Origin of the sequence: Streptomyces sp. H27-C3 (assembly GCF_030063415.1) — a bacterium.
GTDB lineage: Bacteria > Actinomycetota > Actinomycetes > Streptomycetales > Streptomycetaceae > Streptomyces.
Genome location: NZ_JASITA010000009.1, coordinates 21,030 through 47,819, shown reverse-complemented (window position 1 = coordinate 47,819; position 26,790 = coordinate 21,030). Strand labels below are relative to the sequence as shown.

23 protein-coding genes and 2 tRNA genes are annotated in these 26,790 nt (G+C 70.5%); 10 read left to right on the top strand and 15 right to left on the bottom strand.

All coding sequences use genetic code 11. The features are described from left to right. Positions 1 to 83: 83 nt before the first annotated feature. Positions 84 to 2,468: a ribonucleoside-diphosphate reductase subunit alpha gene (locus QMK30_RS11030; protein ID WP_283517227.1), complete on the top strand. Its 2,385-nt coding sequence runs from the start codon at positions 84 to 86 to the stop codon at positions 2,466 to 2,468. Continuing rightward, positions 2,468 to 3,499 carry a ribonucleotide-diphosphate reductase subunit beta gene (locus QMK30_RS11025; protein ID WP_283517226.1) on the top strand — a complete coding sequence of 344 codons (1,032 nt, stop codon included), beginning with the start codon at positions 2,468 to 2,470 and terminating at the stop codon, positions 3,497 to 3,499. Before QMK30_RS11030 ends, QMK30_RS11025 begins: the two co-directional genes overlap by 1 nt. Positions 3,500 to 3,593: 94 nt before the next feature. Here QMK30_RS11025 and QMK30_RS11020 read toward each other — a convergent pair whose 3' ends face one another. Continuing rightward, positions 3,594 to 3,824, bottom strand: coding sequence for a hypothetical protein (locus QMK30_RS11020; RefSeq protein ID WP_283517224.1), 231 nt, complete (start codon positions 3,822 to 3,824; stop codon positions 3,594 to 3,596). A 92-nt stretch (positions 3,825 to 3,916) separates the two neighbouring features. Between QMK30_RS11020 and QMK30_RS11015 the strand changes: the two genes are divergently transcribed. Beyond that, positions 3,917 to 4,885, top strand: coding sequence for a helix-turn-helix domain-containing protein (locus QMK30_RS11015; protein WP_283517222.1), 969 nt, complete (start codon positions 3,917 to 3,919; stop codon positions 4,883 to 4,885). 78 nt (positions 4,886 to 4,963) lie between these two features. On the opposite strand, the gene def is transcribed toward QMK30_RS11015, so the two are convergent. From def to QMK30_RS10975, 8 genes are all read right to left on the bottom strand, one after another. Continuing rightward, positions 4,964 to 5,593, bottom strand: coding sequence for a peptide deformylase (def, locus tag QMK30_RS11010; RefSeq protein WP_283517220.1), 630 nt, complete (start codon positions 5,591 to 5,593; stop codon positions 4,964 to 4,966). A gap of 83 nt (positions 5,594 to 5,676) precedes the next feature. Continuing rightward, positions 5,677 to 6,657, bottom strand: a complete 981-nt coding sequence (locus QMK30_RS11005) for a tetratricopeptide repeat protein (RefSeq protein ID WP_283517219.1) — start codon at positions 6,655 to 6,657, stop codon at positions 5,677 to 5,679. Between the two features lie 106 nt (positions 6,658 to 6,763). After that, a complete protein-coding gene (locus QMK30_RS11000; RefSeq protein ID WP_502963116.1) occupies positions 6,764 to 8,095 on the bottom strand; it encodes an HD-GYP domain-containing protein in 1,332 nt (443 codons plus the stop codon). After that, positions 8,092 to 9,657, bottom strand: a complete 1,566-nt coding sequence (locus QMK30_RS10995; RefSeq protein ID WP_349362059.1) for an HD-GYP domain-containing protein — start codon at positions 9,655 to 9,657, stop codon at positions 8,092 to 8,094. Before QMK30_RS10995 ends, QMK30_RS11000 begins: the two co-directional genes overlap by 4 nt. Before the next feature lie 375 nt (positions 9,658 to 10,032). Beyond that, the gene (gene rsrA / locus QMK30_RS10990; RefSeq protein WP_283517218.1) at positions 10,033 to 10,356 is read right to left on the bottom strand and encodes a mycothiol system anti-sigma-R factor; all 324 of its coding nucleotides are present in this window, start codon (positions 10,354 to 10,356) and stop codon (positions 10,033 to 10,035) included. Then, a complete protein-coding gene (locus QMK30_RS10985; RefSeq protein ID WP_283517460.1) occupies positions 10,353 to 11,024 on the bottom strand; it encodes a sigma-70 family RNA polymerase sigma factor in 672 nt (223 codons plus the stop codon). The genes rsrA and QMK30_RS10985 overlap by 4 nt, the downstream gene beginning before the upstream one ends. 231 nt (positions 11,025 to 11,255) lie before the next feature. After that, on the bottom strand, positions 11,256 to 11,879 hold the full coding sequence (locus QMK30_RS10980) for an alpha/beta hydrolase family protein (RefSeq protein ID WP_283517217.1): 624 nt from the start codon (positions 11,877 to 11,879) through the stop codon (positions 11,256 to 11,258). 60 nt (positions 11,880 to 11,939) lie between these two features. Beyond that, positions 11,940 to 12,755 (bottom strand): SOS response-associated peptidase, encoded by an 816-nt coding sequence (locus QMK30_RS10975; protein ID WP_283517216.1) that lies wholly within the window; start codon positions 12,753 to 12,755, stop codon positions 11,940 to 11,942. A 331-nt stretch (positions 12,756 to 13,086) separates the two neighbouring features. On the opposite strand from QMK30_RS10975, the gene QMK30_RS10970 reads away from it, so the two are divergent. The 4 genes from QMK30_RS10970 to QMK30_RS10955 all read left to right on the top strand — a co-directional run bounded on the left by QMK30_RS10970 (position 13,087) and on the right by QMK30_RS10955 (position 16,631). Then, entirely contained in the window at positions 13,087 to 13,800 is a 714-nt protein-coding gene (locus QMK30_RS10970; RefSeq protein WP_283517215.1) for a M50 family metallopeptidase, read from the top strand. A 76-nt stretch (positions 13,801 to 13,876) separates the two neighbouring features. Next, positions 13,877 to 15,193, top strand: coding sequence for a 3-phosphoshikimate 1-carboxyvinyltransferase (aroA, locus tag QMK30_RS10965; RefSeq protein WP_283517214.1), 1,317 nt, complete (start codon positions 13,877 to 13,879; stop codon positions 15,191 to 15,193). Between the two features lie 4 nt (positions 15,194 to 15,197). Then, entirely contained in the window at positions 15,198 to 16,208 is a 1,011-nt protein-coding gene (gene rsgA / locus QMK30_RS10960) for a ribosome small subunit-dependent GTPase A (protein ID WP_283517212.1), read from the top strand. A 99-nt stretch (positions 16,209 to 16,307) separates the two neighbouring features. Further along, entirely contained in the window at positions 16,308 to 16,631 is a 324-nt protein-coding gene (locus QMK30_RS10955; RefSeq protein WP_283517458.1) for a DMT family transporter, read from the top strand. On the opposite strand, the gene QMK30_RS10950 is transcribed toward QMK30_RS10955, so the two are convergent. Then, complete coding sequence (locus QMK30_RS10950) at positions 16,597 to 17,295, bottom strand: TetR/AcrR family transcriptional regulator (protein WP_283517210.1); 699 nt, start codon at positions 17,293 to 17,295, stop codon at positions 16,597 to 16,599. The two genes, QMK30_RS10955 and QMK30_RS10950, sit on opposite strands and share 35 nt — an antisense overlap. A 167-nt stretch (positions 17,296 to 17,462) precedes the next feature. Between QMK30_RS10950 and hisN the strand changes: the two genes are divergently transcribed. After that, positions 17,463 to 18,257, top strand: a complete 795-nt coding sequence (gene hisN / locus QMK30_RS10945) for a histidinol-phosphatase (RefSeq protein WP_283517209.1) — start codon at positions 17,463 to 17,465, stop codon at positions 18,255 to 18,257. Between the two features lie 224 nt (positions 18,258 to 18,481). After that, a complete protein-coding gene (locus tag QMK30_RS10940) occupies positions 18,482 to 18,886 on the top strand; it encodes a CBS domain-containing protein (RefSeq protein ID WP_283517206.1) in 405 nt (134 codons plus the stop codon). Between the two features lie 222 nt (positions 18,887 to 19,108). Here QMK30_RS10940 and QMK30_RS10935 read toward each other — a convergent pair whose 3' ends face one another. Then, complete coding sequence (locus QMK30_RS10935; RefSeq protein ID WP_283517205.1) at positions 19,109 to 20,578, bottom strand: catalase; 1,470 nt, start codon at positions 20,576 to 20,578, stop codon at positions 19,109 to 19,111. A gap of 125 nt (positions 20,579 to 20,703) precedes the next feature. Here QMK30_RS10935 and QMK30_RS10930 point away from each other — a divergent pair, with 125 nt between their 5' ends. Further along, positions 20,704 to 21,120: a Fur family transcriptional regulator gene (locus QMK30_RS10930; RefSeq protein ID WP_283517203.1), complete on the top strand. Its 417-nt coding sequence runs from the start codon at positions 20,704 to 20,706 to the stop codon at positions 21,118 to 21,120. A 150-nt stretch (positions 21,121 to 21,270) separates the two neighbouring features. On the opposite strand, the gene QMK30_RS10925 is transcribed toward QMK30_RS10930, so the two are convergent. The 4 genes from QMK30_RS10925 to QMK30_RS10910 form a co-directional block, all read right to left on the bottom strand. Then, positions 21,271 to 21,344: transfer RNA gene (locus tag QMK30_RS10925), tRNA-Met, on the bottom strand. A 136-nt stretch (positions 21,345 to 21,480) separates the two neighbouring features. Further along, positions 21,481 to 23,520: a tetratricopeptide repeat protein gene (locus QMK30_RS10920; RefSeq protein WP_283517201.1), complete on the bottom strand. Its 2,040-nt coding sequence runs from the start codon at positions 23,518 to 23,520 to the stop codon at positions 21,481 to 21,483. A 225-nt stretch (positions 23,521 to 23,745) separates the two neighbouring features. Further along, a tRNA-Met gene (locus QMK30_RS10915) sits at positions 23,746 to 23,819 on the bottom strand. 42 nt (positions 23,820 to 23,861) lie between these two features. Then, complete coding sequence (locus tag QMK30_RS10910; protein ID WP_283517457.1) at positions 23,862 to 26,786, bottom strand: UPF0182 family membrane protein; 2,925 nt, start codon at positions 26,784 to 26,786, stop codon at positions 23,862 to 23,864. Positions 26,787 to 26,790 lie beyond the last annotated feature (4 nt).

Below are 26,790 nucleotides of genomic sequence, written 5' to 3'. Positions count from 1 at the left end.
GTGCCGCCCTTTCCAGGGGTGACGTGTGCCCATGCGCCCCCTGTCCCCCCGCCGGCCCCGAGCCGAGCGAGGGAGAGCACCCCGTGACCATCGCGCCAGTCGATCCGGCTTCTGCCACGGTGACGACCGAGGGACCCGGCACAGAGTTGCTGCGAACCCTGACGGATCTCACCGCCGATCTGCCCGACACCGACCCCGGCAGAGTCGCCGCGGCCGCGCTGCGCGGCCGGAACGCCGGTTCTGACGCGGCTGAGTTGCGTGCTCTCGCCACCGACGCCGCCGCCGGCCTGATCTCCGAGGACCCGGCCTACTCCCGCCTCGCGGCCCGGCTGCTGACCCGCACGATCCGGGACGAGGCGGCGACGCAGGGCGTCCACACCTTCTCCGACTCGGTCGGCGTGGGGCACCGCGAGGGCCTGATCGCGGACCGCGCGGCCAATTTCGTGGCCCTGCACGCTCCGCGGCTCGACGCGCTGATCGACAAGACGGCCGACGACCGCTTCGGCTACTTCGGCCTGCGGACCGTCTACAGCCGCTACCTGCTGCGTCACCCGATCACCCGTCAGGTGATCGAGACCCCCCAGCACTTCATGCTCCGGGTGGCGTCCGGCCTCGCCGAGAACGACTCGGTCCGCGCCCTGGACGAGGTCGCCGCGCTGTACCGGCTGATGAGCCGCCTGGACTACCTGCCGTCCTCGCCGACGCTCTTCAACTCCGGCACGCGCCACCCGCAGATGTCCTCCTGCTACCTGCTCGACTCCCCGCTGGACGAGCTCGACTCGATCTACGGCCGCTACCACGAGGTCGCCCGCCTCTCGAAGCACGCGGGTGGCATCGGCCTCTCGTACTCGCGCATCCGCGCCCGAGGCTCGCTGATCCGCGGCACCAATGGGCACTCCAACGGCATCGTCCCGTTCCTGCGCACCCTCGACTCCTCGGTCGCCGCCGTGAACCAGGGCGGCCGGCGCAAGGGCGCGGCCTGCGTCTACCTGGAGACGTGGCACGCGGACATCGAGGAGTTCCTGGAACTGCGCGACAACACGGGCGAGGAAGCGCGGCGTACCCACAACCTGAACCTCGCGCACTGGATCCCCGACGAGTTCATGCGCCGGGTGGACGCGGACACCGACTGGTCGCTGTTCTCACCGGTCGACGTGCCCGAGCTGGTCGACCTGTGGGGTGACGCGTTCGACGCGGCGTACCGCAAGGCCGAGGCGGACGGCCTGGCCCGCACCACGATCCCCGCGCGGCAGTTGTACGGCCGGATGATGCGCACCCTCGCGCAGACCGGCAACGGCTGGATGACCTTCAAGGACGCGTCGAACCGTACGGCCAACCAGACCGCAGAGCCGGGTTCCGTCGTGCACTCGTCGAACCTGTGCACCGAGATCCTGGAGGTGACGGACGACGGCGAGACCGCCGTGTGCAACCTCGGCTCGGTGAACCTCGGTTCGTTCGTGCTGGCCACGGGCGAGATGGACTGGGAGCGGCTGGACGAGACCGTCCGTACCGCGGTGACCTTCCTCGACCGGGTCGTCGACATCAACTTCTACCCGACCGAGCAGGCCGGCCGCTCCAACGCCAAGTGGCGCCCGGTGGGCCTGGGCGCGATGGGTCTGCAGGACGTCTTCTTCAAGCTGAAGCTGCCGTTCGGCTCCCCCGAGGCGCAGGCGCTCTCCACTCGCATCGCCGAGCGGATCATGCTCGCGGCGTATGAGGCGTCCTGCGAGCTGGCCGAGCGCAACGGCCCGCTGCCCGCCTGGGAAAAGACCCGCACCGCGCGCGGTGTCCTGCACCCCGACCACTACGGCGTCGAGGTCACCTGGCCGGAGCGCTGGGACGCGCTGCGCGCCCGTATCGCCAAGAGCGGCATGCGCAACTCGCTGCTCCTGGCGATCGCGCCGACCGCGACCATCGCTTCGATCGCGGGTGTGTACGAGTGCATCGAGCCGCAGGTCTCCAACCTCTTCAAGCGCGAGACGCTCAGCGGTGAATTCCTTCAGGTCAACGCCTACTTGGTGGAGGAGCTCAAGAAGCTCGGTGTCTGGGACGCGCAGTCCCGCGAGGCGCTGCGCGAGTCCAGCGGATCGGTGCAGGGCTTCAGCTGGATCCCGGCGGACGTGCGCGAGCTGTACCGCACGGCGTGGGAGATCCCGCAGCGCGGTCTGATCGACATGGCAGCGGCCCGTACGCCGTACCTCGACCAGAGCCAGTCGCTGAATCTCTTCCTGGAGACGCCGACCATCGGGAAGCTCAGCTCGATGTACGCGTACGCCTGGAAGAAGGGGCTGAAGACGACGTACTACCTGCGCTCGCGCCCGGCGACGCGCATCGCGCGGGCAGCCGGCGCCGGCGCGACCGTCGCCGCCCCCATCCCCGTTCAGCAAGTGACCACCGCGACGGCTCCCGACGAGGACGCCATCGCCTGCTCCCTGGAAAACCCCGAGTCCTGCGAGGCCTGCCAGTAATGTCCACCGAGACCGAGACCGAGACCAAGACCAAGAACCTTCTCGACCCGGGCTTCGAACTGACCCTGCGCCCCATGCGCTACCCGGACTTCTACGAGCGCTACCGCGACGCGATCAAGAACACCTGGTCGGTCGAGGAGGTCGACCTCCACTCGGACGTCAGCGACCTCGCGAAGCTCTCCCCGGGTGAGCAGCACATGATCGGCCGGCTGGTCGCGTTCTTCGCGACGGGCGACTCGATCGTCTCCAACAACCTGGTGCTGACGCTCTACAAGCACATCAACTCCCCCGAGGCGCGGCTGTACTTGAGCCGTCAGCTCTTCGAGGAGGCCGTGCACGTTCAGTTCTATCTGACGCTCCTGGACACCTATCTGCCCGACCCGGACGACCGGGCCGCCGCTTTCGACGCGGTCGAGGAGATCCCCTCCATCCGCGAGAAGGCGCAGTTCTGCTTCAAGTGGATGGACTCGGTCGAGAAGATCGACCGGCTGGAGTCGAAGTCGGACCGCCGTCGCTTCCTGCTCAACCTGATCTGCTTCGCGGCCTGCATCGAGGGGCTGTTCTTCTACGGCGCCTTCGCGTACGTGTACTGGTTCCGGTCACGGGGTCTGCTGCATGGTCTGGCGACCGGCACCAACTGGGTGTTCCGGGACGAGACCTGCCACATGGATGCCGCGTTCGCGTTCGTCGACACCGTGCGCAAGGAGGAGCCGGACCTCTTCGACGACGAGCTGGGCCGGCAGATCACCGACATGATCAAGGAGGCCGTCGAGGCGGAGCTCCAGTTCGGCCAGGATTTGTGCGGCGAGGGTCTGCCGGGCATGAACACCGAGTCGATGCGCGAGTACCTCCAGTGCGTCGCCGACCAGCGCCTCCAGCGCCTGGGCCTGGCCCCGGTGTACGGCTCGGAGAACCCGTTCTCCTTCATGGAGCTGCAAGGTGTGCAGGAGCTGACGAACTTCTTCGAGCGCCGCCCGTCGGCGTACCAGACCGCGGTCGAGGGCTCGGTCGGCTTCGACGACGACTTCTAGACCCTCTGGGTCCACTGGGCCTTCATACGCTCCACATGCTTCAGGGCTGCCCCCGGTGTGAACCGAAGGCAGCCCTGGGTGCGTTTCACGCCCGTCACTCGGCGTCACGAGCGGCGGAGCCTCCCGCCAGTTCCCAGTCGGCCGGCGACCGGGAAGCGGACCCGGGGACGGTCCGCAGGGCCGTCGGCGCCCGGTCGCGGGTGGGGCCTTCCGCCCGGCGGAGCTGACGGTCGATGCGACGGTCCCGCGCATGACCAACGAAGGGCGGAAAGGTCAGGAGCACGAAGATTGCGAGGACCACGAGGTAGCTCAGGACTGTTTCCATGCCTCCACTGTGGTCCTCCCCGCAGAAAAAAGTCAGTGGCAGGACTGCCATAGAACCTCGCATTACTGCCACGACGGGGGCACACTGGAGGCATGCTGAAAAACGTGGCCGTGGCGCTGATCGACGGAGCCAACCCGTTCGAACTGGGCGTGGTGTGCGAGGTGTTCGGAATCGACCGGAGCGATCAAGGGCTTCCGGTCTACGATTTCGCGGTGTGCGCCGCGGAACCGGGACCGCTGTCCACCCGTTCCGGCGCCTTCACCATTTCCGTGCCGCACGGCCTCGACCGGCTGGACAGCGCCGATCTCATCGCCATCCCGGCCGACCAGCACTGCGAGGCCGGTGTCTACCCCGAGCCGATGCTCGACGCGCTGCGCCGGGCCGTCGACCGGGGGGCGCGGGTGCTCAGTGTGTGCTCGGGCGCGTTCGTGCTCGGGGCTGCCGGGCTGCTGGACGGGCGCCGCTGCACCACCCACTGGCGGCACACCGCCGAGCTGGCCCGGCGCCATCCGCTGGCCCGGGTCGAGCCCGATGTGCTGTACATCGACGACGGGGCCGTCATCACCTCGGCGGGCACGGCGGCGGGCATTGACGCCTGCCTCCATCTCCTGCGCCGGGAGCACGGCCCGGAGGTCGCCAACACCGTCGCCCGCCGCATGGTGGTGCCGCCGCACCGCGACGGCGGGCAGGCGCAGTACATCGAGCGTCCGCTGACGCACGCGCGGTGCGACACGGTGGGTGAGGTGCTGGCCTGGATGGAGCGGCACCTCGACGTGGAGATGACCGTCGAGCGGTTGGCCGAGCGCGCCCACATGTCCCCCAGGACCTTCGCGCGGCGCTTCCTCCAGGAGACCGGGACCACGCCGTACCGCTGGCTGCTGCGCCAGCGGGTGCTGCGGGCCCAGGAGCTGCTGGAGGCCACTGACGACACGGTGGACGCCATCGCGGGCCGCACGGGCTTCGGCAACGCCGCCGCGCTGCGCCACCAGTTCATGCGTTCGCTGGGGACGACCCCGAACGCGTACCGGCGTACCTTCCGGGGGCCCGTACGGGCCGCCTGAGCTCCCGTACGTACACGAAGGGCCCCGCCACCACCGGTGCGACCGGTGACACGGGGCCCTCATCGGTCACGTCACGCGTCAGGCGTTCTCGACGATCGGGTAGCGCGCCGTGCCCTCTTCCATCTGCCGCAGCGCGTCCTTGCGGTCCCGCTTCGACAGCCGGTCGATGTACAGGTAGCCGTAGAGGTGGTCCGTCTCATGCTGGAGGCAGCGGGCGAAGTAACCGGTGCCGCGCACCTTGATCGCGTTGCCCTGGGCGTCCTGGCCGTGCACCACCGCATAGTCGGGGCGGGCCAGCTCGGCGTAGGCGGTGGGGACGGACAGGCAGCCCTCGTTGGCCTCTTCGAGCCGGCGCTGGTCCTGCGGGAGCTCTTCGAGGACCGGGTTGACGACCACGCCGACGTGCCGGTCGCCGTCGTCGTCCGGGCAGTCGTACACGAAGACCTTGAGGTCGACGCCGATCTGGTTGGCGGCCAGGCCGACGCCCTCGGCCGCCCGCTGGCTGGCGAACATGTCGTCGATCAGCGCGGCGAGCTTGTCGTCGAACTCGGTGACGTCCTTGCACTCCTTGTGGAGGACCGGGTTCCCGACGACGGTGATGGGGCGGGCGGTACCGCGCTCGCGGTACGCCTCCTCGCGCTCTGCCGTCTCTTCGGTGTCCACGACGAACCCGTCGTCGACCTGCTGGTCCGTCTCCTGCTGCGACATGTCCGCCGTACGCCTTCCTCAAACCCAGAAATACCCGAATCCGCATACCCGAATCCGCTGCGCGTACAGCCTACGGCCAGACTTCAGCAGACCTCTTCGAGGTCCCGCCACTCACGGCTGTCGGGTCTGTCCGCGACCCACCCGTCGAGCAGCCCGCGGACCAGCCCGTCCGGCGCCGCCAGACCGCACTCGCGCTCCGGCACCCACAGCTCGCCCGCCGTGCGGTGGCCGAGCGGCCCGGGGTGGCCGGGCTCGCTGTGATCGTGCGGGTCAAGGTGCTCGCCGTCGCCCTCGTCGCTGGGCATCTGCGATTCGGAACAGGCCCGGCACAGCAGCCGTACGGACGAGGACCAGTCCTCGGCGGCGAACCCCGCGTCGGCCGCCAGCCGCTCCAGGGCGTCCCGGTCCGCCTCGGTTGCGGCCTCCAGGAGAACCACCCAGGTGGGGACCGGCGAGGGCGCCCACAGCTCGATCTCGTCGAATACGGGGAAGGAGGGCCCCGCGGAGGTGACCCGCGCGCCGTGCGGTACGCCGTCGTGCAGGACGACCTCGCCCCAGCGCCGCCCGGACGACGGCAGCGGGATCGACAGCACCTCGATGCGCGCCGGGTCGAGCCTGCGGCCCCATACCACCTCGGCCTCGCCCTCGGGCGAGAGCCGGACCGCTGCGCTGCCGAGCTCCATGCCCACGGGCTCGCCGCTCTCGGTGGGCCCCCCGGGCACCTTCAGCCCGTACGCCTGCCAGGCGCGGCGCGCCAGCGGCCAGTCCTGCAGGGCGGTGGCCGCGATCCCGACGTTCCACCAGTCGGGGGCGCCGGTCTCCCGGTCGAGGAGGGCGACGGCGCGCAGTCCGGCCGACCGCGCCTGCTCCCAGTCGTGCCGGAACTTGTGCAGCAGTGCCAGGTTGAACCATGACTCGGACAGCCAGGGTTCGAGGTCGGCCGCGCGCGTCAGCAGCGCCCCCGCGTCCTCGTACCGACCGTCGCCGATCAGCGTGAACGCGCGGTCGGTGGCCTGCCGCCACGAAGCGGAGGGTCGATGCCGTACCTTCCCGAAGATCCTCACGATTCCCGCCTGCCGGTCGCTGAAGGCCCGTGCCCCCGGACACCCATTTCTTGCTCTTCTTCGCATCCAACCATGCCCCGTCGGAGGGCCGCTCATTACCCATGGGTTACCCAGGTGAGGACGGGGTCAGACCGCCGCGGGACAGGACACGTGCGAGGGATTCCACGACCTCGCTCTGGTAGTCGTGGCCGGTACCGAGGCGAAGGTGCTCCAGGGCGTTCAGCCTGCCGCCGAGACGGCTGCCGTTCTCCCCCGGCCCGCTTTCCCCCGAGAGATCGTCGTATGCGTTGACGGCGCGCACGATCCGGGCGGAAAGCGGCTGCTCACGGTAGGGGTCGGCCTGCCGCTCCACGACCACGGCGACCTCGGCCCGCACCCCGGTCTGCCGTACGACCGCTCCGCCGAGGAGGGCGATCCTGCGCTGCTCGGCGGGCGAAAGGCGGGCGGTGGCGCCGGCGGGGACCGGGTCGAGGAGCGAGAGCTGGCCGATGTCGTGCATCAGGGCCGCGTACTCCAGGACGGTCAGCTCGGGCTCGGACAGGCCCAGCTCGCGGCCGACGGCGCGGCTGAGCTGGGCGACCCGGTGGGCGTGGCCGGGTGGGGTGTATCCGGCGATCTCGGTGGCGCGGGCCAGCGAGGTGATGGTCTGGCGGTACGTCGTACGGACCTCGGCGTAGCGCCGGAAGGACAGCTGGGTGAGCAGCAGCGGTACGCAGAAGACGGGCAGCGCCCACAGTCCGGCCACGGCGACCGCGAGCGCCATCACGGCGCCGGTGGCGCAGACGGCGGAACCGATGCCGATCAGGGCGCGCAGCTCGTCGCGGAGCAGGGAGCCGTACGGATAGCCGGTGCGCGCGCGGGCCATGGTGGCGGCGATCACGGCGTCGCACAGGGCGGTGAGGACGAGCACGAGCAGCAGGAAGAGGGCGAAGTACGGTCCGTGGCCGACCCAGCGCCCCAGCGTGCCGGAGTTGTAGAGCGGCTGGAAGCAGACCGCCGCGAAGGCGACGGTGAGGACGCGGCGGGCGACGTGGTCGATGGCGGGCCCGTGGCCGTTGGCGACGTGCGGCACGGCGCCTGCGAGGGCGGCCGCGACGACGACGGCGACGACCTGGAGGACGCCGTGGCTGGTGGCGTGCCCGGCGTTCTGCCCGAGCAGGGCGTAGGCGAGGGCTCCGGCGGTGCCGAGCGGCGCGGGGTCGCGTTCGCCGGGCAGCGGCGAGGGGCCTCGGCCGGCGCCCCAGCGGGCGAGTTCGCCGACAGCGATGAGGACCCCGAAGGCGAGGGCGACGCCTGGCTGGGTGATGCCGTGCCAGAGGGTGTCACCGAAGGCGCACACGGTGAGCGCGGTGGCGGCGGCGTACACGAGTGCCACGGCGAACGGCGGCTTCTGCTGCTCCCGCTTCGCGTCACGCGCGCGTGGCGCGCCCCTGCTCACGCGCCGTGCTCCGGGGACGCGGGAGGACCGGGGGCGGCGACGGGGGCCGTGGCGGGGGCCGTGGCGGGGGCGTCGCCGGGCCCGCCCGCATGTGTCGCCGGGGCTCCGGGGCGCGGAGGCGGGACGTTTCCTCCGAGGTCGGGCGGGCGGGCCGCACCCGGTGTGCCGGGCGTCCCCGGTGCGTCGGTGGCGGCCGACGGGGCGTGTGCCGGGCCGCGTTCGTCCGCCGGGTCGCGCTCGTCCGCCGGGTCGCGCTCGTCCGCCGTGACCGAGTGGTGCCAGCCGTGCCGGTCGAGCGCCCGGATCAGCGCGGCCACCATCTCCGGGTCGAAGTGCGTCCCGGCGCATCTGTCGAGTTCCTCCACCGCCCTGCCGAGCGGCCGGGCCCTTCGGTAGGAGCGGGTCGACGTCATCGCGTCGAAAGCGTCGGCGACGGCTACGACCCGGGCGAACTCGGGGATCTGACGACCGCTGAGCCCGTACGGGTAGCCGCTCCCGTCGAGCCGCTCGTGGTGGTGCAGGATCGCGGACCGCGCCTCCCCGAGGAAGCCGATGCCGCGGACCATTTCGTGCCCGTACTCGGGGTGCAGTTCGATGATGCGGCGCTCCTGGGGGGTCAGCGGCCCGTCCTTGCGCAGGAGGCGGGTCGGGACGCCGAGCTTGCCGACGTCGTGCAGGATCCCGGCGAAGCGCAGGACCTCGATGCGTTCCTCGTCCATGGCCAGCTCGCGGGCGATCATCACGGACGCCTGGCCGACCCGCTCGCTGTGCCCGCGCGTGTACTCGTCCTTGATGTCGACGGCCTGCACGAGGGCGCGGATGGTGGCCTGGTGGGCGGCGCGCTCGCGGTGGTACTGCGCGAAGACCCAGCAGGAGATGTACATGGGCAGCAGGACGAGGAGCGCGGCGAGCGGCCCGTACGGGCTGCGCCACAGGACGGCCATCATCAGCCCGGCGAGGCCCTGCACACAGTGCGGGGCCAGCGAACGCAGCAGCAGGCCGCGCCAGGCGGTGCGTACGGGCAGCGGTTCGGCGGTGGCGAGGATGCCGCCGTCGAGGGCCGTCAGGGCCAGGCAGAAGACGAGGACGGCCGCGCCGGCGGGCAGCAGGGCGTACGGGAAATCAGGGGCGAGGGCCCCGCCCGGCCCGCTGCCGGCTCCGCCGAGCGAGGCCCGGCCGTCGAGGAGGGTGTAGACCTCGGCCGCGGCCCGGGCCGCGAGCGCGAGCTGGGCCGCCCGCCAGGCGCGGCGCACGGCACGCGGTCTCCGCTCGACATGACCGACGAGGGCGCCGGGCACGGCGACGAGCGCGGCGGCCGGGGGCGGCAGCAGCAGGACGGCGGCCAGCAGGACGGGGAAGAAGGAGCCCGCGCCGATGCGTACCGCGCCGCCGATGAAGGGCCGGCGGCCCAGCAGCTCACCCGCGGCGTACAGGGCGGAGAGCAGGGCGACGGCGGTCCACGGCGTACCGGCGTCCGGGCGCAGCGCGGGGAGCGCGCAGCAGGCCGCCGCGAGCAGCGCCCCCAGAATGTACGCGCGCGCCACCCGTGAAAGGGCTATCACCAGCCTCGCTCCTGTGTCCCGCAGCTCGACCCGCCGCGCCCGCCAATCCGTGCGTCAGGCTAGCGAGTTGAGGGGGGCCGGAGAGAAGGAAGCGGCCGATTAGCACCATTGAGTGACAACCGGCCGACTTCTCGCCCCGAGGGGCCAGGAGGAGCTAACGACCTCGGGGGCAAGGGAGCGTGGATCAGCGAGCGGCGTCATGCGGCTTCGCAGGCGAGGCGGAGGAGGGAGGCGACGCGGAGCGTCGTCGACCGACGACAACGCCGGAGGCGGAGTCACAGGACGCCGGGAGCCCGCGCGCTATTGCCCCCGAGGTCGTAAAGGGATGTACGGGAGGCATGCGCGGCACCCGTCGGGCACCCCGGGGAGCGAGCCCTACGCCTCCTTGGCGACCGGCTGGTCCGCGGCGTTCGTGAGCGTCACGTCCTGCTCGGGCACCGCCTGGCCGGAGCGGATCAGATCGATCCGCCCCAGGACCTTCGACCGCAGGTCGGAGGGTACGTCGTCACTGCCGCAGCAGCGCTTCACCAGCTTCTTCACGGCCTGCTCCAGGCCGTACTTCTCCAAGCACGGGGAGCACTCCTCGAAGTGCACCTCGAACTTGGTGCAGTCACTGTCGGGCATCTCGTGGTCGAGGAACTCATAGAGATGGTCCAGGACCTCGGAGCAATCAGTCTCGTGCGGCTCTCCGCAGCTCATGAGCCCGAGCCTTTCCGATCGTGCGAGTCCCCGGCGCCCGCCGGGACCAGCCCGCGGTCACGCGCGTAGTCCTCAAGCATGCCGCGCAGTTGACGGCGGCCCCGGTGCAGCCGGGACATCACCGTACCGATGGGTGTTCCCATGATGTCCGCGATCTCCTTGTACGCAAAGCCCTCTACGTCCGCGAGATAGACCGCGATGCGGAACTCCTCGGGGATCGCCTGCAGCGCGGACTTGACGTCCGAGTCGGGCAGGTGGTCGAGCGCCTGGGACTCCGCGGAACGCAGGCCCGTCGACATGTGCGACTCGGCGCGCGCGAGCTGCCAGTCCTCGATCTCCTCGGCGCCACTGCGCTGCGGCTCCCGCTGCTTCTTGCGGTACGCGTTGATGAAGGTGTTCGTCAGAATGCGGTACAGCCACGCCTTCAGATTCGTGCCCTCACGGAACTGGTGGAAGGACCCGTACGCCTTCGCGTACGTCTCCTGCACCAGGTCCTCCGCGTCGGCCGGATTACGTGTCATACGCAGGGCGGCCGAGTACATCTGGTCGAGGAAACCCAGAGCGTCCCGCTCGAAGCGCGCGTTGCGCTCGGTGGTGCTCTCCTGCGCGCTGTCCTCAGCCGCCTGGCCGTCGTCGGTCCCTGTGTCGGTCCCAGTGACCGGACCCACCTCCTCCAACGCCGTGGCGAGCCCGAATGCGGACCCACTCGAATCGGAGGATAGACGACGATCCGTCCCGTCCGCCGCCCGAAGAGGGACGGTCTTGGCCGCGGTCAGCACCGTCCACTCCAGGTCAGCGGCGTGCGAGCGGCTAGGGCAGATGGTCGAACCCATGCGACGGACTTCCTCTCCACGTAAGTGCTGCGTATGTCGACGAACCGAACAACAGCGGGCCCCGGGTCAACATTCCCGAAGCCCGTCGATCCAGCTCACCACACCTTCGGTCAGCACCTCCAGGGCCCGCTCCTGACCCCCCTCGGCCTTCTTCGGTACGGCGAATCCGTGATCCCCGTACGGCACCTCCAGGAGCCGGTGGTCGCCCTCCGGGAACTCGGCCGGCTTCCCGAAAGGATCGTTCCCGCCCTGTACGACCAACGTGGGTACCCCGGCGCCCAGGAGCTCGGCCGCCCGGGACTTCTCCGGCCTGCCCGGAGGGTGCAGCGGAAAGCTGAGCGCCAGCACGGCGCACGCCCCCAGCTCGCGCGCCGTCCGACAGGCGACGCGCGCCCCCGCGCTGCGCCCGCCCGCGACGACCGGCAGCCCGGCCTTCTCCAGCGCCGGCCACACCCCTCGCCACCCGGCGTCCAGGGTCTTGGGCGCGGGAGCCACCCGCTTGCCGGCCACCCGCCAGGGCTGCTCCACCAGAGCCACCGTCACGCCGTGGTCGGGCAGCGCACCCGCCAGGGCGACAAGGTCCCGGGCCTCGATCCCTCCGCCGGCGCCATGGCTGACGGCCAGCACGAGCCGTGCCTGCTCGGCGGCCACCCAGGTGATGCGGGCGTCGCCCGCTGAGGTCTGAACCATCTCACTCGCTGTCACACGGACATCCTGCCGCGCGCGGCCCGCACCTCTGTGCCGCGCCTCTCAGAACAACGTGCCCACTTCCGGCCCGGCCAGCTCGTCGAGCAGCTCCGGCCCGTTGTTGCGTACGTTGCTCACGGCCGTCCCCACCGGGTACGCCCGCATCAGCCCGCCCGGCGGCGGCGCCAGCAGCGCCCGTACGTCCTCCGCGTCCGTCCTCGCGGGGTCCAGCCACGCGTCCCACCGGTCCGGCAGCAGCATCAGCGGCATCCGGGGATGGATGTCGGCCAGCGACCCCGGGCCCTCGGCCGGCGCCACCCCCAGCGGGGACGTCTCCGCCTCCGTGGTGATCACCGAGCAGGTCGCCCACCAGGCCTGCGGATGGTCGTCGGGCAGGGTCCGGTCCCGCCAGAACTCGTACAGCCCCGCCATGGCCATCACCGACCCGTCCGCGGGCGTCACAAAGTACGGCTGCTTCCGGGCCCGCTTCTTCTTCCCCTCCACCTCCAGCTCGCGCTCCTGCGTGCCGGTGACCCACTCGTAGTACCCGTCGGCGGGAACGATGCAGCGCCGCGCGGCGAACGGCCGTCGGAACGACGGCTTCTCGTGCACTGTCTCGGCTCGCGCGTTGATCATCCGCGCGCCGCCTTCGGGCGACTTCGCCCAGGACGGCACGAGCCCCCACTTCAGCTTCCGCAGCTGCCGCACCGGACGCTGCTCGTCCGACGCCTTGACCGGCCGCTCCAGCACCACCTGGACCTCTTTGGTGGGAGCCACGTTCCAGTCGGACGCGAGCGCCTCGGTGGGCTCCCACATCTCCACCCCGAAGAGCCCGACAAGATCCTCGGGCCCCCGACTCGCCGCAAACCGTCCACACATGCTTCCGCCCCCTCCCGACCGCCACTCCACTTCCACGCACCACCCATGCTGCCAAACCCCACCCACCGGGAGCGAGCTCCGGGCAGAGGACGGCCCCGCGTGGAGCCGCCCCGCGCCGGGTGACCGGTCGGCCGGAAACGATCGCGGACGTATGACATGCGCCCCACCCATGCTCCGTCAGGAACGATGCGCGAGAATCCGGCGTCTTACCGACCATCCGCACCGAGGTGCCAGACTGCCCCGACCGCGGGGCCGGCCGAGCCGACAGCCCCGGACCGGCCGAGCCGCCCGGACAGGCAAGACCGCCAAGCCCCAAGGAGCCGCCCGCATCATGGACAGCACCAATCTCGGCGACCTGTGGAACCGCGTCTTCGGCACCCAGCCCGACCCTGACCAGTGGCTCGTGATCGTGACCGCGCTGGTCGCGCTCGTCGCCGTCACCCCGCGCCCCCTCTGGCGGCTGACCCGCAACGCCGTCACCATCGCCCATGAGGGCGGTCACGGTCTTGTCGCTCTGCTGACCGGGCGCAGCCTCGACGGGATCCGGTTGCACTCGGACACCTCCGGGCTCACCGTCAGCCGCGGCAAGCCGACCGGCATCGGGATGATCCTCACCGCCGCCGCCGGCTACACCGCGCCGTCGCTGCTCGGCCTGGGCGGAGCCTGGCTGCTCGCCGCGAACCACATCACGCTCTTCCTGTGGGTCGCGACCGCCCTGCTCATCGCCATGCTGGTGATGGTCCGCAACGCGTACGGCGCGCTCACCGTGATCGTCACGGGCGCCGCGTTCCTGCTGATCTCCTGGCTGACGACCCCGGAGGTGCAGGCCGCCTTCGCGTACGCCTCGGTCTGGTTCCTGCTCCTCGGGGGCGTACGACCCGCCTTCGAGCTCCAGTCCAAGCGGCGCCACGGCGGAGCCCCCGATTCGGACGCCGATCAGCTGTCGCGGCTGACGCATGTCCCGCCCCTGATGTGGCTGCTTCTCTTCCACGTCGTGTCGATCTGCGCGCTCCTCGGCGGCGGCCGTTGGCTTCTCGGCCTCTAGCACGCCCCGGTTACGCCCCGGTTTCAGCATATTTGATCAAGATCTGGGTCCGCCGGGAGCCATTAAAGTAGGGGCCATGACCGAAAGCCCCGTGCACCCCGCCCTCTGGCCCGCGCCGCGCGCGGGCGAAGCCGTCGACGCGACCGTCACCGTGCCCGGCTCGAAATCGGTCACCAACCGTGGTCTGGTCCTGGCCGCCCTCGCCGCCGAGCCGGGCTGGCTGCGCCGCCCGCTGCGCTCCCGCGACACTCTGCTGATGGCCGAGGCGCTGCGCGCCACCGGCGTCGGCATCGAGGAGGGCATCGGCCCCGACGGCTCCGGCGAGGCCTGGCGGGTCATCCCGGCGGGCCTGCACGGCCCGGCCACGGTCGATGTCGGCAACGCCGGCACGGTGATGCGCTTCCTGCCCCCCGTCGCGGCGCTCGCCGACGGCCCCATCCGCTTCGACGGCGACCCCAGGTCGTACGAGCGCCCGCTCGGCGCCGTCATCGAAGCGCTGCGCACCCTCGGTGCCCGCATCGACGACGACGGCCGCGGCGCGCTCCCGCTGACCGTGCACGGCGCCGGCGCGCTCGACGGTGGCCCGGTGTCCATCGACGCGTCCTCCTCCTCGCAGTTCGTCAGCGCGCTGCTGCTCTCCGCCCCGCGCTTCAACCAGGGCGTGGAGGTGCGTCACACCGGCGCCAGCCTTCCCTCCCTGCCGCACATCCTGATGACCGTCGACATGCTGCGCGCGGTCGGCGCCCAGGTGGACAGCCCGGAGTCCGGCGGCGAGCCGAACGTCTGGCGGGTCGCCCCCAGCGCCATGCTCGGCCGCGACCTCACCGTCGAGCCCGACCTGTCCAACGCCCAGCCGTTCCTCGCCGCCGCCCTGATCACCGGCGGTCGCGTGACCATCCCGGACTGGCCCGAGCACACCACCCAGCCGGGCGACGCGCTGCGCGAGATCTTCACCGCGATGGGTGGCTCGTACGAGCTGACCGAGCTGGGGCTGACCTTCACCGGCACCGGGACCGTCCGGGGCATCGACGTCGATCTGGGTGACGTCGGCGAGCTCACCCCCGGCATCGCGGCGGTCGCGGCCCTGGCCGACTCCGAGTCCGTACTGCGCGGCGTCGCGCATCTTCGGCTGCACGAGACCGACCGGCTCGCCGCTCTCACCAAGGAGATCAACGGGCTCGGCGGCGATGTCACCGAGACCGAGGACGGCCTGCGCATCAGGCCGCGCCGGCTGCACGGCGGGATCTTCCACACCTACGACGACCACCGGATGGCGACCGCGGGCGCGATCATCGGCCTCGCCGTGAAGGACGTACAGATCGAGAACGTCGGCACGACCGCCAAGACGCTGCCGGACTTTCCGCAGATGTGGACCGGAATGCTCGGGGCCTGAGGACATGCGTCGCTACGGGAAGAACCCCGACGAGGACGACATCCGGATCCGCCCCAACCGCAAGGGCAACCGGCCGCGCACGCACACCCGTCCCGCGCACGAGGACGCCGTCGAGGGCTTCGTCCTGACGGTCGACCGGGGCCGCGTCACCTGCCTCGTCGAGCATCGCACCGTGATCGCGATGAAGGCCCGCGAGCTGGGCCGCAAGTCCGTGGTGGTGGGTGACCGCGTCGGTATCGTCGGCGACCTATCGGGCGACAAGGACACCCTGGCCCGCATCATCCGGGTCAAGCCGCGCGTCTCGGTGCTGCGCCGTACCGCCGACGACGACGATCCGTACGAGCGTGTGGTCGTCGCCAACGCCGATCAGCTGGCGATCGTCACCGCGCTCGCGGACCCCGAACCGCGCCCGCGCATGATCGACCGCTGTCTGGTCGCGGCGTACGACGCCGGGCTCTCCCCGCTCCTGGTGCTGACCAAGTCGGACCTGGCCTCCGCGGAGCAGCTGCTCGACACCTACCGCCCGCTCGGCATCCCGTATCTGGTGACCAGCCGCGAGGAGTTGCAGAGCGGCGCGGCGACCGAGCTGGTCCGCAAGCATCTGGACGACCACGTCACGGCCTTCGTCGGGCACTCGGGTGTCGGAAAGACGACCCTGGTCAACGCGCTGGTGCCGGAGGATCAGTGGCGTACGACCGGTCATGTCAACGCGGTCACCGGCCGCGGCCGGCACACCACCACTTCGGTGCTCGCGTTGCCCCTGTCGGGCGGCCACGGCTGGGTGATCGACACTCCGGGCGTGCGTTCCTTCGGGCTGCATCATGTGGACCCGTCGCGCGTCATCCTGGCCTTCCCCGACCTGGAGCCGGGCACGGCCGACTGTCCGCGCGGGTGCACCCACGACGAGCCGGAGTGCGCGCTGGACCGGTGGGTGGCCGACGGGCACGCCGACCCGATCCGTCTCGACTCGCTGCGGCGGCTGCTCGCCACGCGGGAACGGCGGGAAGGCGACTGATCCGGAGGGTGTCCGGCACGTTTGCCGCCCACCGCCGCTGGTAAGTGCATACTCGCACCACGAGCGACGAAGCAGTCACCGATGCGGGAGGCACAGACCATGGCGTGGCTGCTGGTAGTGGTGGCGGGACTCCTCGAAACGGGTTTCGCGGTGTGCCTGAAGCTCTCGCACGGCTTCACGAGGCTCTGGCCGACAGTTGCCTTCTGCGCGTTCGCGCTGGGCAGTTTCGGCCTCCTCACGCTCGCGCTGAGGAAGCTCGACGTGGGTCCCGCGTACGCCGTGTGGACGGGCATCGGCGCGGCGGGCACCGCGATCTACGGCATGGTCTTCCTCGGCGACGTGGTCTCCACGCTCAAGCTCGTCTCGATCTCCCTGGTGGTCATCGGGGTCATCGGCCTGCAGCTCTCGGGCTCGGCCCACTGACCCCGGCGCCGCCCGCGAGGGCGGCCCCGATCAGCCGCCCGAACTCCTCCCGGGAGCTCGCGGGAGCGACGACGTACGAGAGTGCGAGCCGCACGGTCAGCTCGCAGCGGTACGCGAGTTCCCCGGCCTCATCCTTCGCGGCCCTCGAATCCCCCGAAGGCCTCGGATCCTTCCGGTCCGAACGCCCCCGCTCCTCCGCCGCCACCGTCTTGTCCCGCACCGCCGCGATCAGCTCTGCGGGCGCGGGCGTGCCTATGTCGGCACGCCGCTGGGCGGGCCCGGGCGACGGCGGTCCGCGGGTGCCCGCCCCGAGGCCGGCCGGGTGGGGTGCGGGCAGCCGCTCGCCCCAGCAGCCGGTGAGGAGGGCGCGTACGAGCGGATTGGCGCGGGCCGCCCCCGCGGTCCACTCGGCGACGGACAGCAGCCGGTCCCGGAGATCGCCCGACCGCTCGGCCAGCGCCCGCTCCACGCCCGCCAGATACGCGTCGGCCTCCCGCAGCACCAGCGCGCGGGCCAGGCCGTCCTTGCTGCCGAACTCGTTGTAGAGGGTCTGCCGGGACACCCCGGCAGAGGAGGCCACATCGACCATGCGCACCCCGGACCAGGGCCGGTCGGCGAGCGCGATGAAGGCCGCGTCAAGTAAGGCATCTCGCGCTGTGGGCATCGCATCGCCTCCCGGGTCGGGGGTCCCGGGCCGTACGGATCGCACGGCTTGCTCCAGTGTCAGAGTTGACTCGCTGCCGGGCACTGTCAAGAGCCCGGCAACGGGACGACGAGGCTCGGCCACGGGACGCTGTGGTTCGCGCGGAGGGCGGTCGATACTGTTCGGTCATGCCCGACTATCACGATGATCTGCGCTTTGCCCATGTCCTCGCGGACGCCGCCGACGCCACGACGATGGAGCGCTTCAAGGCTCTGGATCTGAAGGTCGAGACCAAACCGGACATGACGCCGGTGACCGAGGCCGACAAGGCCGCCGAGGAGCTCATCCGCAGCCACCTCCACCGCGGCAGGCCGCGGGACGCGGTGCTGGGCGAGGAGTACGGGCTGCAGGGCACCGGCCCGCGGCGCTGGGTCATCGACCCGATCGACGGCACCAAGAACTATGTGCGCGGCGTGCCGGTCTGGGCGACGCTGATCGCGCTCATGGAGGCGGGCGAGAACGGCTTCCAGCCCGTGATGGGCGTGGTGTCCGCGCCCGCGCTGGGCCGGCGCTGGTGGGCGGCGAAGGGCGGCGGCGCGTACACCGGCCGCAGTCTCACCTCCGCGACCCGGCTGCGTGTCTCCAAGGTCGACGAGATCGCGAGCGCGTCGTTCGCGTACTCCTCGCTCAGCGGCTGGGAGGAGCAGGGGCGGCTCGACGGCTTCCTGGATCTGACCCGTGACTGCTGGCGTACCCGCGGGTACGGCGACTTCTGGCCGTACATGATGGTCGCCGAGGGTGCGGTGGACATCTGCGCTGAGCCCGAACTGTCGCTCTGGGACATGGCGGCGACGACGATCATCGTTCAGGAGGCCGGCGGGGTCTTCACCAGCCTCGACGGGGTGACGGGACCGCACGGCGGCAATGCGGCGGCGTCCAACGGGCTGCTGCATTCGGAGATGCTGGGCTATCTGCGCGGCTGATTCGAAGGCGGTACGGCAGCGGGACGGCGCGGCACGACGGCGAAATGACCGTGCCGCGTGGGCGAGGGCCCGGCGAAACCGGCGCACGGGAGCATCTTCTCGGCCGCCCGTCCCCCCGCGCCCCCTTGTTGACCCAGCTTGCGGCTGTCACTCTGGGAGTCCCCCCACTTGTGAACTTGTGAATTGCTTCTCGTAGGCCGTTCACCAAGGAGGTGGCTCCGCCCATGCTCGTCCGTGACGCCATGAGCACGATGGTCCTCACCATCGGCCCCACCCACACACTCCGCCAGGCCGCCCGGCTGATGGCGGAGCGCCATGTCGGGGCGGCCGTCGTCTTCGACACCGACGCCGGTGGACTCGGCATCCTGACCGAACGTGACATCCTCATCGCGATCGGGACCGGCCAGAACCCCGACTTCGAGACCGCCGGCACGCACACCACCACCGATGTCGTCTTCGCCGCGCCGTCCTGGACCCTCGAAAAGGCCGCGGAGGCCATGACGCACGGCGGCTTCCGCCATCTCGTCGTCCTCGACGGCAACGGCCCGGTCGGCGTCGTATCCGTCCGCGACATCATCCGCTGCTGGTCACCGGCCCGCAGCCACCCGACGACCGTGCTCGCGGGCTGAGGCGACCGGGCAACCCCGAAGCGCCACGGCCTCACACGGCACAGAAGGGCCGGGCTCCCCTGGGGGAACCCGGCCCTCTTCCCACGACAAGCGATCCGACCAGCCAGAAGGCCGATAAAGATCTTGCTCCGGCCGCCCGGATCACCCCGGATTGCCAGTAAATGCCAATCCCGTCGAAATGGTGTAATACGGGCGTGATTTCAAGATCTTCAGGACACCCCCCTAGCCGCGCAGGGCCTGGACCGCGGTGTCCAGGCGCTTACCGAAGTCGCCGTCGGCCTGACGGAAGTTGTTGACCGCGCGCTCCGCGATGTCGTCGCGCGACACCTTGGAGATGAAGCCCGCGAGGTTGTCGATCAGACGGCCCTTCTCGTCCTCCGACAGCATCCGGTAGAGGTTGCCCGCCTGGACGAAGTCGTTGTCCTCGGCGTGGCTGGGGGCCTCGTGGTTGCCGGTGGCGCCGGCGACCGGGGTGGGCTGCCACATCGGCTTGTCCGTCTGGAACGGACCACCGAAGCTGTTGGGCTCGTAGTTCTTGGCGCCCGCGTGGCGGCCGTCGTAAAGGAAGCCGTCGCGGCTGTTGGTGCGCGCCTCGGTGGCGTGCGGACGGTTCACCGGGAGGTGGTCGGCGTTGATGCCGACGCGGTAGCGGTGGGCGTCGCCGTACGCGAAGAGACGGCCCTGGAGCATCTTGTCCGGGGACGGGCCGATGCCCGGCACGAAGTGCGCGGGGCTGAAGATCGACTGCTCGACCTCGGCGAAGATGTTCTCCGGGTTGCGGTTGAGCTCCAGCTTGCCGATCTCGACCGGCGGGTAGTCCGCGTGCGGCCAGACCTTGGTCAGGTCGAACGGGTTGAAGCGGTAGCTCGCCGCGTCGGCCGCCGGCATGATCTGCACCTGCACCGTCCAGGACGGGAAATCGCCGCGCTCGATGGACTCGCGCAGGTCGCGCTGGTGGCTGTCCGGATCCATGCCGGAGAGCTGGTTGGCGTCCTCGGTGGTGAGGTTCTTGATGCCCTGGTCGGTCTTGAAGTGGTACTTGACCCAGAAGGCCTCGCCGGCCTCGTTGTTCCACTGGTACGTGTGCGAGCCGTACCCGTTCATGTGGCGCAGCGTCGCGGGGATGCCGCGGTCACCGAAGAGCCAGGTCACCTGGTGCGTCGACTCGGGCGACAGACCCCAGAAGTCCCAGACGTTGTCCGCCTCCTGCGAGCCGGTGTACGGGTCGCGCTTCTGGGTGTGGATGAAGTCGGGGAACTTGATGGCGTCCTTGATGAAGAACACGGGGGTGTTGTTGCCGACGAGGTCGTAGTTGCCCTCTTCGGTGTAGAACTTCAGCGCGAAGCCGCGCGGGTCACGCACCGCGTCCGCAGAGCCGAGGTTGCCCGCGACGGTCGAGAAGCGCAGGAACGTCTCGGTCTGCTTGCCGACCTCGGAGAGGAACTTCGCACGCGTCCACTGCGAGACGTCGCGGGTCAGCGTGAAGGTGCCGTACGCACCGGCGCCGCGCGCGTGCACGATGCGCTCCGGGATGCGCTCACGGTTGAAGTGGGCGAGCTTCTCGAGCAGCGCCTGGTCCTGAACCAGAACCGGACCGCCGACGCCCGCGGTCTCACTGTTCTGGTTGTCGGCGACCGGCGCACCGGCCTCCGTCGTAAGCGGTCCCTGCGTCACGTGCGCCTCCTGCGTCATACCTGCAAGTCCTGTCCCTTGGCGTTTGCCTAACCCGATCCTACGATGGACTCTGTCTAAGTCAAGCAACTATCCAAAGTCACACCCGTTCGGGACCTGGTCCCTCCACTGTTAGGCTGGTCCCCATGAGTGACCTGTTGGAACGCCTGCGCGGACGCGGCTGGCGCATGACCGCGCAGCGGCGTGTCGTGGCCGAAGTCCTGGACGGGGACCACGTCCACCTGACGGCCGACGAGGTGCACGCACGCGCCGTGGCCAAGCTGCCCGAGATCTCCCGGGCAACGGTGTACAACACGCTGGGCGAGATGGTTTCCCTGGGCGAGGTGCTCGAAGTCTCGACGGACCGCCGGGCCAAGCGCTACGACCCGAACGCCCACCACCCGCACCAGCACCTGGTGTGCGCGCGGTGCGGCGCCATCCGCGACGTACACCCGTCGGGCAATCCGCTCGCGGACCTGCCGGACGCCGAGCGGTTCGGCTTCACGATCTCGGACGTCGAGATGACGTACCGCGGCGTCTGCCCGAACTGCGCCTCGGCCTGATCCCTGAGACACCGGATACCTGACACACCGGACAGCAAGTCGGCCCGACGACGGTTCGTCGGGCCGGTCGGCGATGCCGCCGGTGCGACCACGGCGTACGACGAAGGCCCGGGACTCTTGCGAGTCCCGGGCCTTCGTTTTCTTCTTCAGTAGCGGGGACAGGATTTGAACCTGCGACCTCTGGGTTATGAGCCCAGCGAGCTACCGAGCTGCTCCACCCCGCGTCGGTAAACCTGACTGTACGTCGCGGTGTCGGCCAGTGCAAATCCCTTTCGCACCGGCCCCGACAGGGCCCCGGCAGGGCTGCGACCTGGCGGTTCCCGGCTGTTCCCGGCCGCCTCCTGATCGTCCGAGGCGCTCCTACGCCGTGAGCTCCTGGTGCAGCGCCTCGCGCAGTCGCGCGGCCCGCTCGGTCACCTCGGCGGGGCCGAGCTCCACCGCCCGCGCGCACCACCGCTGGCCCTCGTCGAGCTCGCCGCGGCGGGCTGCGAGCAGCGCGAGCCGCAGCGCGGCGCGGCCGTGCCCGGCCTTGGCTGCGCGGGACCACCACAGGGCGGCCTCCGGCTCGCTTCCCTCGCGGGCGAGCAGCAGTCCCAGGTTGAACGCGCCGTTGCGGCTGCCCGCCTCGGCGGCCTCGCGGTACCAGCGCGCGGCGGCCTCCAGGTCGCCGCGCCGGGCCGCGAGCATGCCGACCCGCACCTGGGCGCGGCGGTGGCCCTGCTCGGCGGCGCGCTCGTACCACTCCTCGCACTCCGTCTTCTCGTCCAGCACCTCACCGAGCTCGGGCGGCCCCGCGGGGGGCTGGCGGGAGTCGAGCAGCGTGGCGAGGCGGAAGGCGGCCTCCGCGCTGCCGCTGCCCGCGGCGCACCGCAGATGCCGCTCGGCGTCCTGCTCCTCGCCGTCCCTGAGCAGGGCGATGCCGACCTGGAGCGCGGCCTCCGTGTGCCCGGCGGCGGCGGCGCGCTCATACCAGACGAAGGCCGCGCTGTCGTCGTCGCGGCCCGCGTGGAGGATGCCGAGGTTGAACGCGGCGTCGACGCTGCCCGCCTCGGCCGCCTTGGAGAACCAAGGCTCGGCTCCGGCCGCGTCGCCGCCCTGGAGCAGCAGGATGGCGAGCGCGTTGGCGGCCTCACGGTGGCCCGCGTAGGCGGCGCGGCGGTACCACTGGTCGGCCTGCGCGGTGCGGTTCTGGGCGGCGCACAGCAGACCCAGGTTGTACGCGCCGTTGACGTCCCCGGCGTCCAGCGCGGCGCGGTACCAGCGCTCGGCGGTCTGCTGCTCGCCGCGGGCGGCGTGCAGGGCGCCCAGCGCGTTGGCAGCGTTGCCGTCGCCGTCCTGGGCGGCGCGCAGCCACCAGACGGCGGCGCTCCCGTCGTCGCCGGCGTCGCGCAGCAGGAAGCCCAGGGCGCAGGCGGCGCGGGCCTCGCCGTCCTTGGCGGAGGTCAGGTACCAGCGGCCGGCCTCCCTGAGCTCGCCGCGCTCCTCCAGGATCGCGCCGAGGTGCAGGGCGGCGCGGCGGTGCCCGCGGGCGGCGGCCTGGCGATACCACTGCTCGGCCTCGACGGCGGCGCCGACCTCGGCGGTGTCACGCCCAGTGCGGGTGATGCGGCCGATGCCGGTGGCGGTGGTGCGGCCGACGCCTGTACCGGGGCGTGTGTGGGTGGTGCCCGTGTTGGTCGTGGTACGGCCGGTGCTGGTGCCGTTTCCCGTACCGGTGTTGACTCCGTTGCCCGCCCCCGCGCCCGCGCCGCCGGTCTGGCGGCCCCCGCGGCGCCCTCCGCGCACGCCGGAGTCCCGCGGGGCGCCGGAGGCCGATGTCACGGCGTGCGCCTCCGCGACGGCCCGGCGGTCGAGGGTGCGGGCGAGGCGGTACGCCGCCTCGCGGTGGCCCTGCTCGGCGGCTGCGCGCAGCCAGCGCTCGGCGCCGACGTCGCTGCGGTGCTCAAGGAGGTCGGCAAGGGCGTACGCCCCCAGCGCGTGGCCCTGCTCGGCGGACTGGCGCAGCCAGTACTCGGCTGCAGGCTCGTCGCCACGCTCGCGGTAGTGACGGCCGAGGGCGTGCGCGGCGGCCGCGGAGCCCGCCACGGCGGCGATGCGCCACCAGCCGGCCGCCTCGTCGGCGTACCCGCGCTGGTGGAGGAGAACGCCCAGATTGTTGGCGGCGGCGCGATCGCCGTCGGCGGTCGCGGCCCGCAGGTGGGGCTCGGCCGCGTCGAGGTCGCCGCGGCGCAGCAGCAGGGATCCGAGCACGCTCAGGGAATCGGTGTCGCCGCGCTCGGCGGCTTGCCGGTACCGCGCCTCGGACTCGGCGGTGTCCGCGGCGTCCACAGCGTTCTCATGATGTCGCTGCACAAACCGCCCTGTCTCCAACAGAGTTGCCCTGTCCCCCATAAAAACCATCGTCGCACCACCCGCAACCCGCGTACACCTGGTATACCGCAGCCAGTGAGGTCACTTCAGCGTTTTGTCGACATGCCCACAGAGAGACTCTCCAAACGCTTTGGCGCCAACTCCACCCACCAGAACGGTGGTTCGTATAGACACCTGGTTACAGGACGGACACGGATGACACACAACGAGGGCCCGGATCTCTTTCGAGATCCGGGCCCTCGTCTTCTACTTCAGTAGCGGGGACAGGATTTGAACCTGCGACCTCTGGGTTATGAGCCCAGCGAGCTACCGAGCTGCTCCACCCCGCGTCGTTGTGTCCAAAGACTAGCACGACGCGGGATGCTCCCAGCTCAGTCGCCCTTCGGGTCGCCCTTCCCGTCCGGCTTGGCGCCTCCGGCCGGCTTGGCCTTCGCCTCAGCGTCGGCTGCGCGCTGAAGCGCGTCCTGAAGGTTCTCCTGCGCCTTGCCGTAGGCGACCCAGTCCTGCTTCTTCAGGGCCTCCTCACCATCGGTGTACGCCTTCTGAGCGTCCTCGATGGCCTGCTGCAGCGTCCCGTCACCGGCCGGTGGCTTCGGCTTGCTGGGATCGCCGTCGTCCGCCGCCGGCGGCGGTGGCGCGCCCTCCTCGCCGAAGACCGCCGTGAGCGCTTCCGCCAGGTTGTTCTTGAAGACGGTCTCCTTGCCGTACGAGACGGCGACCTTCTTCAGGAGCGGATAGGCGTTGTTGCCCTGGGCGTAGACCGGTTCGACATACAGGAAGCCGTCGTTGAGCGGGATCGTCAGCAGGTTGCCGTACTCGATGTCCGAGTTGGCGCCCTTCATGTTCCTGACGAACTCGGCGACCTCGCTATTGCTGTTGAGCCGGTTCTGCACCTGTTGCGGACCCGGCACGTCGCCCGTGACTCTCAGCAGTCTTATGGTCCCGTAGTCCTTGCTGGAGGCGTCGGCGTCGACCGCCATGAACGCCCCCAGATTGGGACGTCCGTTGGGCGTGAAGGTCGTCGTCAGCGAGAACTTCTGTTTCGCGTCCGGATCGACCTCCGCGCCCTTGACCGTGGGCATCTTCAGACTCAGGTAGTAGGGCGGGACCGAGCTCTTGTCGCCGGTCGTCGGGTCGTCCGGCACCTGCCACGCGTCACTGCCGCTGTAGAACTGCGACGGGCTGGTGACGTGGTAGCGGGTGAGCAGCTCCCGCTGGACCTTGAACAGGTCCTGCGGGTAACGCAGATGGGACATCAGACCCGCTTCGATGTCGCCCTTGGGCTGCACCGTCCCGGGGAATGCCTTCATCCAGGTCTTGAGCACCGGGTCCTCGGTGTCCCACTGGTACAGCTTGACCGTGCCGTCGTACGCGTCGACGGTGGCCTTCACCGAGTTGCGGATGTAGTTGACCTGGTTCTGCTGGGCGACCACCGCACGCTGGTCGTCCGTCTGCGAGAGCGAGTCCGCCGTGGTGTCCCCCAGCGTCGTACGCGACGCGTAGGGGTAGCCGTTGGTGGTGGTGTACGCGTCGACGATCCACTGGATGCGATTGCCGACCACCGCCGGATAGGCGTCGCCGTCGATGGACAGCCAGGGTGCGACCGCCTCGACGCGCTCCTTGGGCGTGCGGTTGTACAGAATCCGCGAGCCCTCACCGATGGCGCCCGAGTAGAGCATCTGCGGCTCACTGAAGGCCACCGCGTACGCGGCGCGGTTCAGCGGGTTCGACAGGCTGACCCCGCTCTTGCCCTTGTAGCTGGTGGTCGTGGTGGGCTCGCCGTTCTTCTCGTAGTCGAGCTCCTTCTGCGGGCCACCGACGATCGAGTACTGATCGGTCTTCTCGCCGTAGTAGATCCGCTGCTCGTACTTGGGGAGCGAACCCTTGGAGGGCAGGCCGGACTCGGTGAAGTCCGGTGCGCCCTCGGTGTCCGGCTTCACGGCCGTGCCCTTGGCCGCGACCATGCCGTAGCCGTGGGTGTAGGTAAAGTGGTCGTTGATCCAGTTGCGCTTGTCGATGCCCCTGAGGTCGAGCTCGCGCAGACCGACGACGGTGTCCTGACCGTTGTAGCGGTCCACGTCCAGCGTCGAGGGGAACTGGTAGTACTTGCGCTCCTGCTGGAGCTGGTCGAAGGTCGGCGGCACGACGTTCGGGTCGATCAGCCGGTAGCTGGCCGCCGAATCGGCGTCGTCACGCAGCTTGGCGTTGTCCTGGCCCTCGCCCACGCCGCGATAGTCGTCGACCTGGGCGTCATCGATGTCGTACGCCTTGCGCGTCGCGTCGATGTTCTTCTTGATGTACGGCGCTTCCTTGGCCTGCTCGTTCGGCTGGACCTGGAACTTCTGCACGATCGCCGGGTAGAGCCCGCCGATGAGGATCGCCGAGAGCACCATCAGGCCGAAGCCGATGACCGGCAGCTGCCAGGTGCGGCGCCACAGCGTCGCGAAGAACAGCAGGGCACAGATCGCGGCGATGCAGAAGAGGATCGTCTTCGCCGGGAGGTAGGCGTTCGCGTCGACATAACGCAGCCCCGCCCAGTTGCCGGTGGCCTTGAAGTCACTGGACTTCACCGCCAGGCCGTACCGGTCGAGCCAGTACGCCACGGCCTTGAGCGAGACGAAGATGCCGAGCAGCACCGACAGATGGCCGGTGGCCGCGGCCGTCGCACGCGCGCCGGGACTGGTGATCCGCAGGCCGCCGTACAGGTAGTGCACCAGGGCGGCGGCGATCAGCGAGAGGACCGCGGCCGCGAAGCCGAAGCCCAGCAGGAAGCGGTACCAGGGAAGGTCGAACGCGTAGAACGCCACGTCCATCTTGAACTGCGGGTCCTTCTGACCGAAGGGAACCCCGTTCACCCACATGAGCCAGGTGCGCCACTGCCCCGAGGCGGAGGCTCCGGCGATCAGCCCGACCAGTGCGGTGATCCCCAGGAGCACCCACTTCTTGTACGGGGCGATGCCCATCCGGTAGCGGTCGAGGTTCTGCTGCTCCAGCGACATCGCGCTCAGCGGCGGCCGGAGCCGGTGCGCGAGCCAGACGTTCACACCCACGGCCGCGGCCATCAGCAGGCCGAAGACGGCGAACAGCCCGACCTTCGTCCACAGGGTGGTGGTGAAGACGGACGAATATTTGACGGAGCGGTACCAGAGCCAGTCCGTCCAGAACCCGGCGAACATGACAAAGGCCATGGCCAGGACGGCCAGTACGCCCAGTGTCATGAGCAGGGTCCGGACACGCCTGGACGGCCGGCCGACTCTCATCCGTGGCCCTGTCGGGCCTCCGCCGCGGTCCGGCATCTGG

Excerpts from the sequence above, each read along its gene's own strand:
- QMK30_RS10970 (WP_283517215.1), top strand. The coding sequence starts at position 13,087 with ATGGACAGCACCAATCTCGGCGACCTGTGGAACCGCGTCTTCGGCACC.
- QMK30_RS10910 (WP_283517457.1), bottom strand. The coding sequence starts at position 26,786 with ATGCCGGACCGCGGCGGAGGCCCGACAGGGCCACGGATGAGAGTCGGC.
- QMK30_RS10940 (WP_283517206.1), top strand. The coding sequence starts at position 18,482 with ATGCTCGTCCGTGACGCCATGAGCACGATGGTCCTCACCATCGGCCCC.
- hisN (WP_283517209.1), top strand. The coding sequence starts at position 17,463 with ATGCCCGACTATCACGATGATCTGCGCTTTGCCCATGTCCTCGCGGAC.
- rsrA (WP_283517218.1), bottom strand. The coding sequence starts at position 10,356 with ATGAGCTGCGGAGAGCCGCACGAGACTGATTGCTCCGAGGTCCTGGAC.
- QMK30_RS10975 (WP_283517216.1), bottom strand. The coding sequence starts at position 12,755 with ATGTGTGGACGGTTTGCGGCGAGTCGGGGGCCCGAGGATCTTGTCGGG.
- QMK30_RS10950 (WP_283517210.1), bottom strand. The coding sequence starts at position 17,295 with ATGCCCACAGCGCGAGATGCCTTACTTGACGCGGCCTTCATCGCGCTC.
- QMK30_RS11015 (WP_283517222.1), top strand. The coding sequence starts at position 3,917 with ATGCTGAAAAACGTGGCCGTGGCGCTGATCGACGGAGCCAACCCGTTC.
- QMK30_RS10920 (WP_283517201.1), bottom strand. The coding sequence starts at position 23,520 with ATGGTTTTTATGGGGGACAGGGCAACTCTGTTGGAGACAGGGCGGTTT.
- QMK30_RS10955 (WP_283517458.1), top strand. The coding sequence starts at position 16,308 with ATGGCGTGGCTGCTGGTAGTGGTGGCGGGACTCCTCGAAACGGGTTTC.
- rsgA (WP_283517212.1), top strand. The coding sequence starts at position 15,198 with ATGCGTCGCTACGGGAAGAACCCCGACGAGGACGACATCCGGATCCGC.
- QMK30_RS10930 (WP_283517203.1), top strand. The coding sequence starts at position 20,704 with ATGAGTGACCTGTTGGAACGCCTGCGCGGACGCGGCTGGCGCATGACC.
- QMK30_RS11025 (WP_283517226.1), top strand. The coding sequence starts at position 2,468 with ATGTCCACCGAGACCGAGACCGAGACCAAGACCAAGAACCTTCTCGAC.
- def (WP_283517220.1), bottom strand. The coding sequence starts at position 5,593 with ATGTCGCAGCAGGAGACGGACCAGCAGGTCGACGACGGGTTCGTCGTG.
- QMK30_RS11020 (WP_283517224.1), bottom strand. The coding sequence starts at position 3,824 with ATGGAAACAGTCCTGAGCTACCTCGTGGTCCTCGCAATCTTCGTGCTC.
- aroA (WP_283517214.1), top strand. The coding sequence starts at position 13,877 with ATGACCGAAAGCCCCGTGCACCCCGCCCTCTGGCCCGCGCCGCGCGCG.
- QMK30_RS10980 (WP_283517217.1), bottom strand. The coding sequence starts at position 11,879 with ATGGTTCAGACCTCAGCGGGCGACGCCCGCATCACCTGGGTGGCCGCC.
- QMK30_RS10935 (WP_283517205.1), bottom strand. The coding sequence starts at position 20,578 with ATGACGCAGGAGGCGCACGTGACGCAGGGACCGCTTACGACGGAGGCC.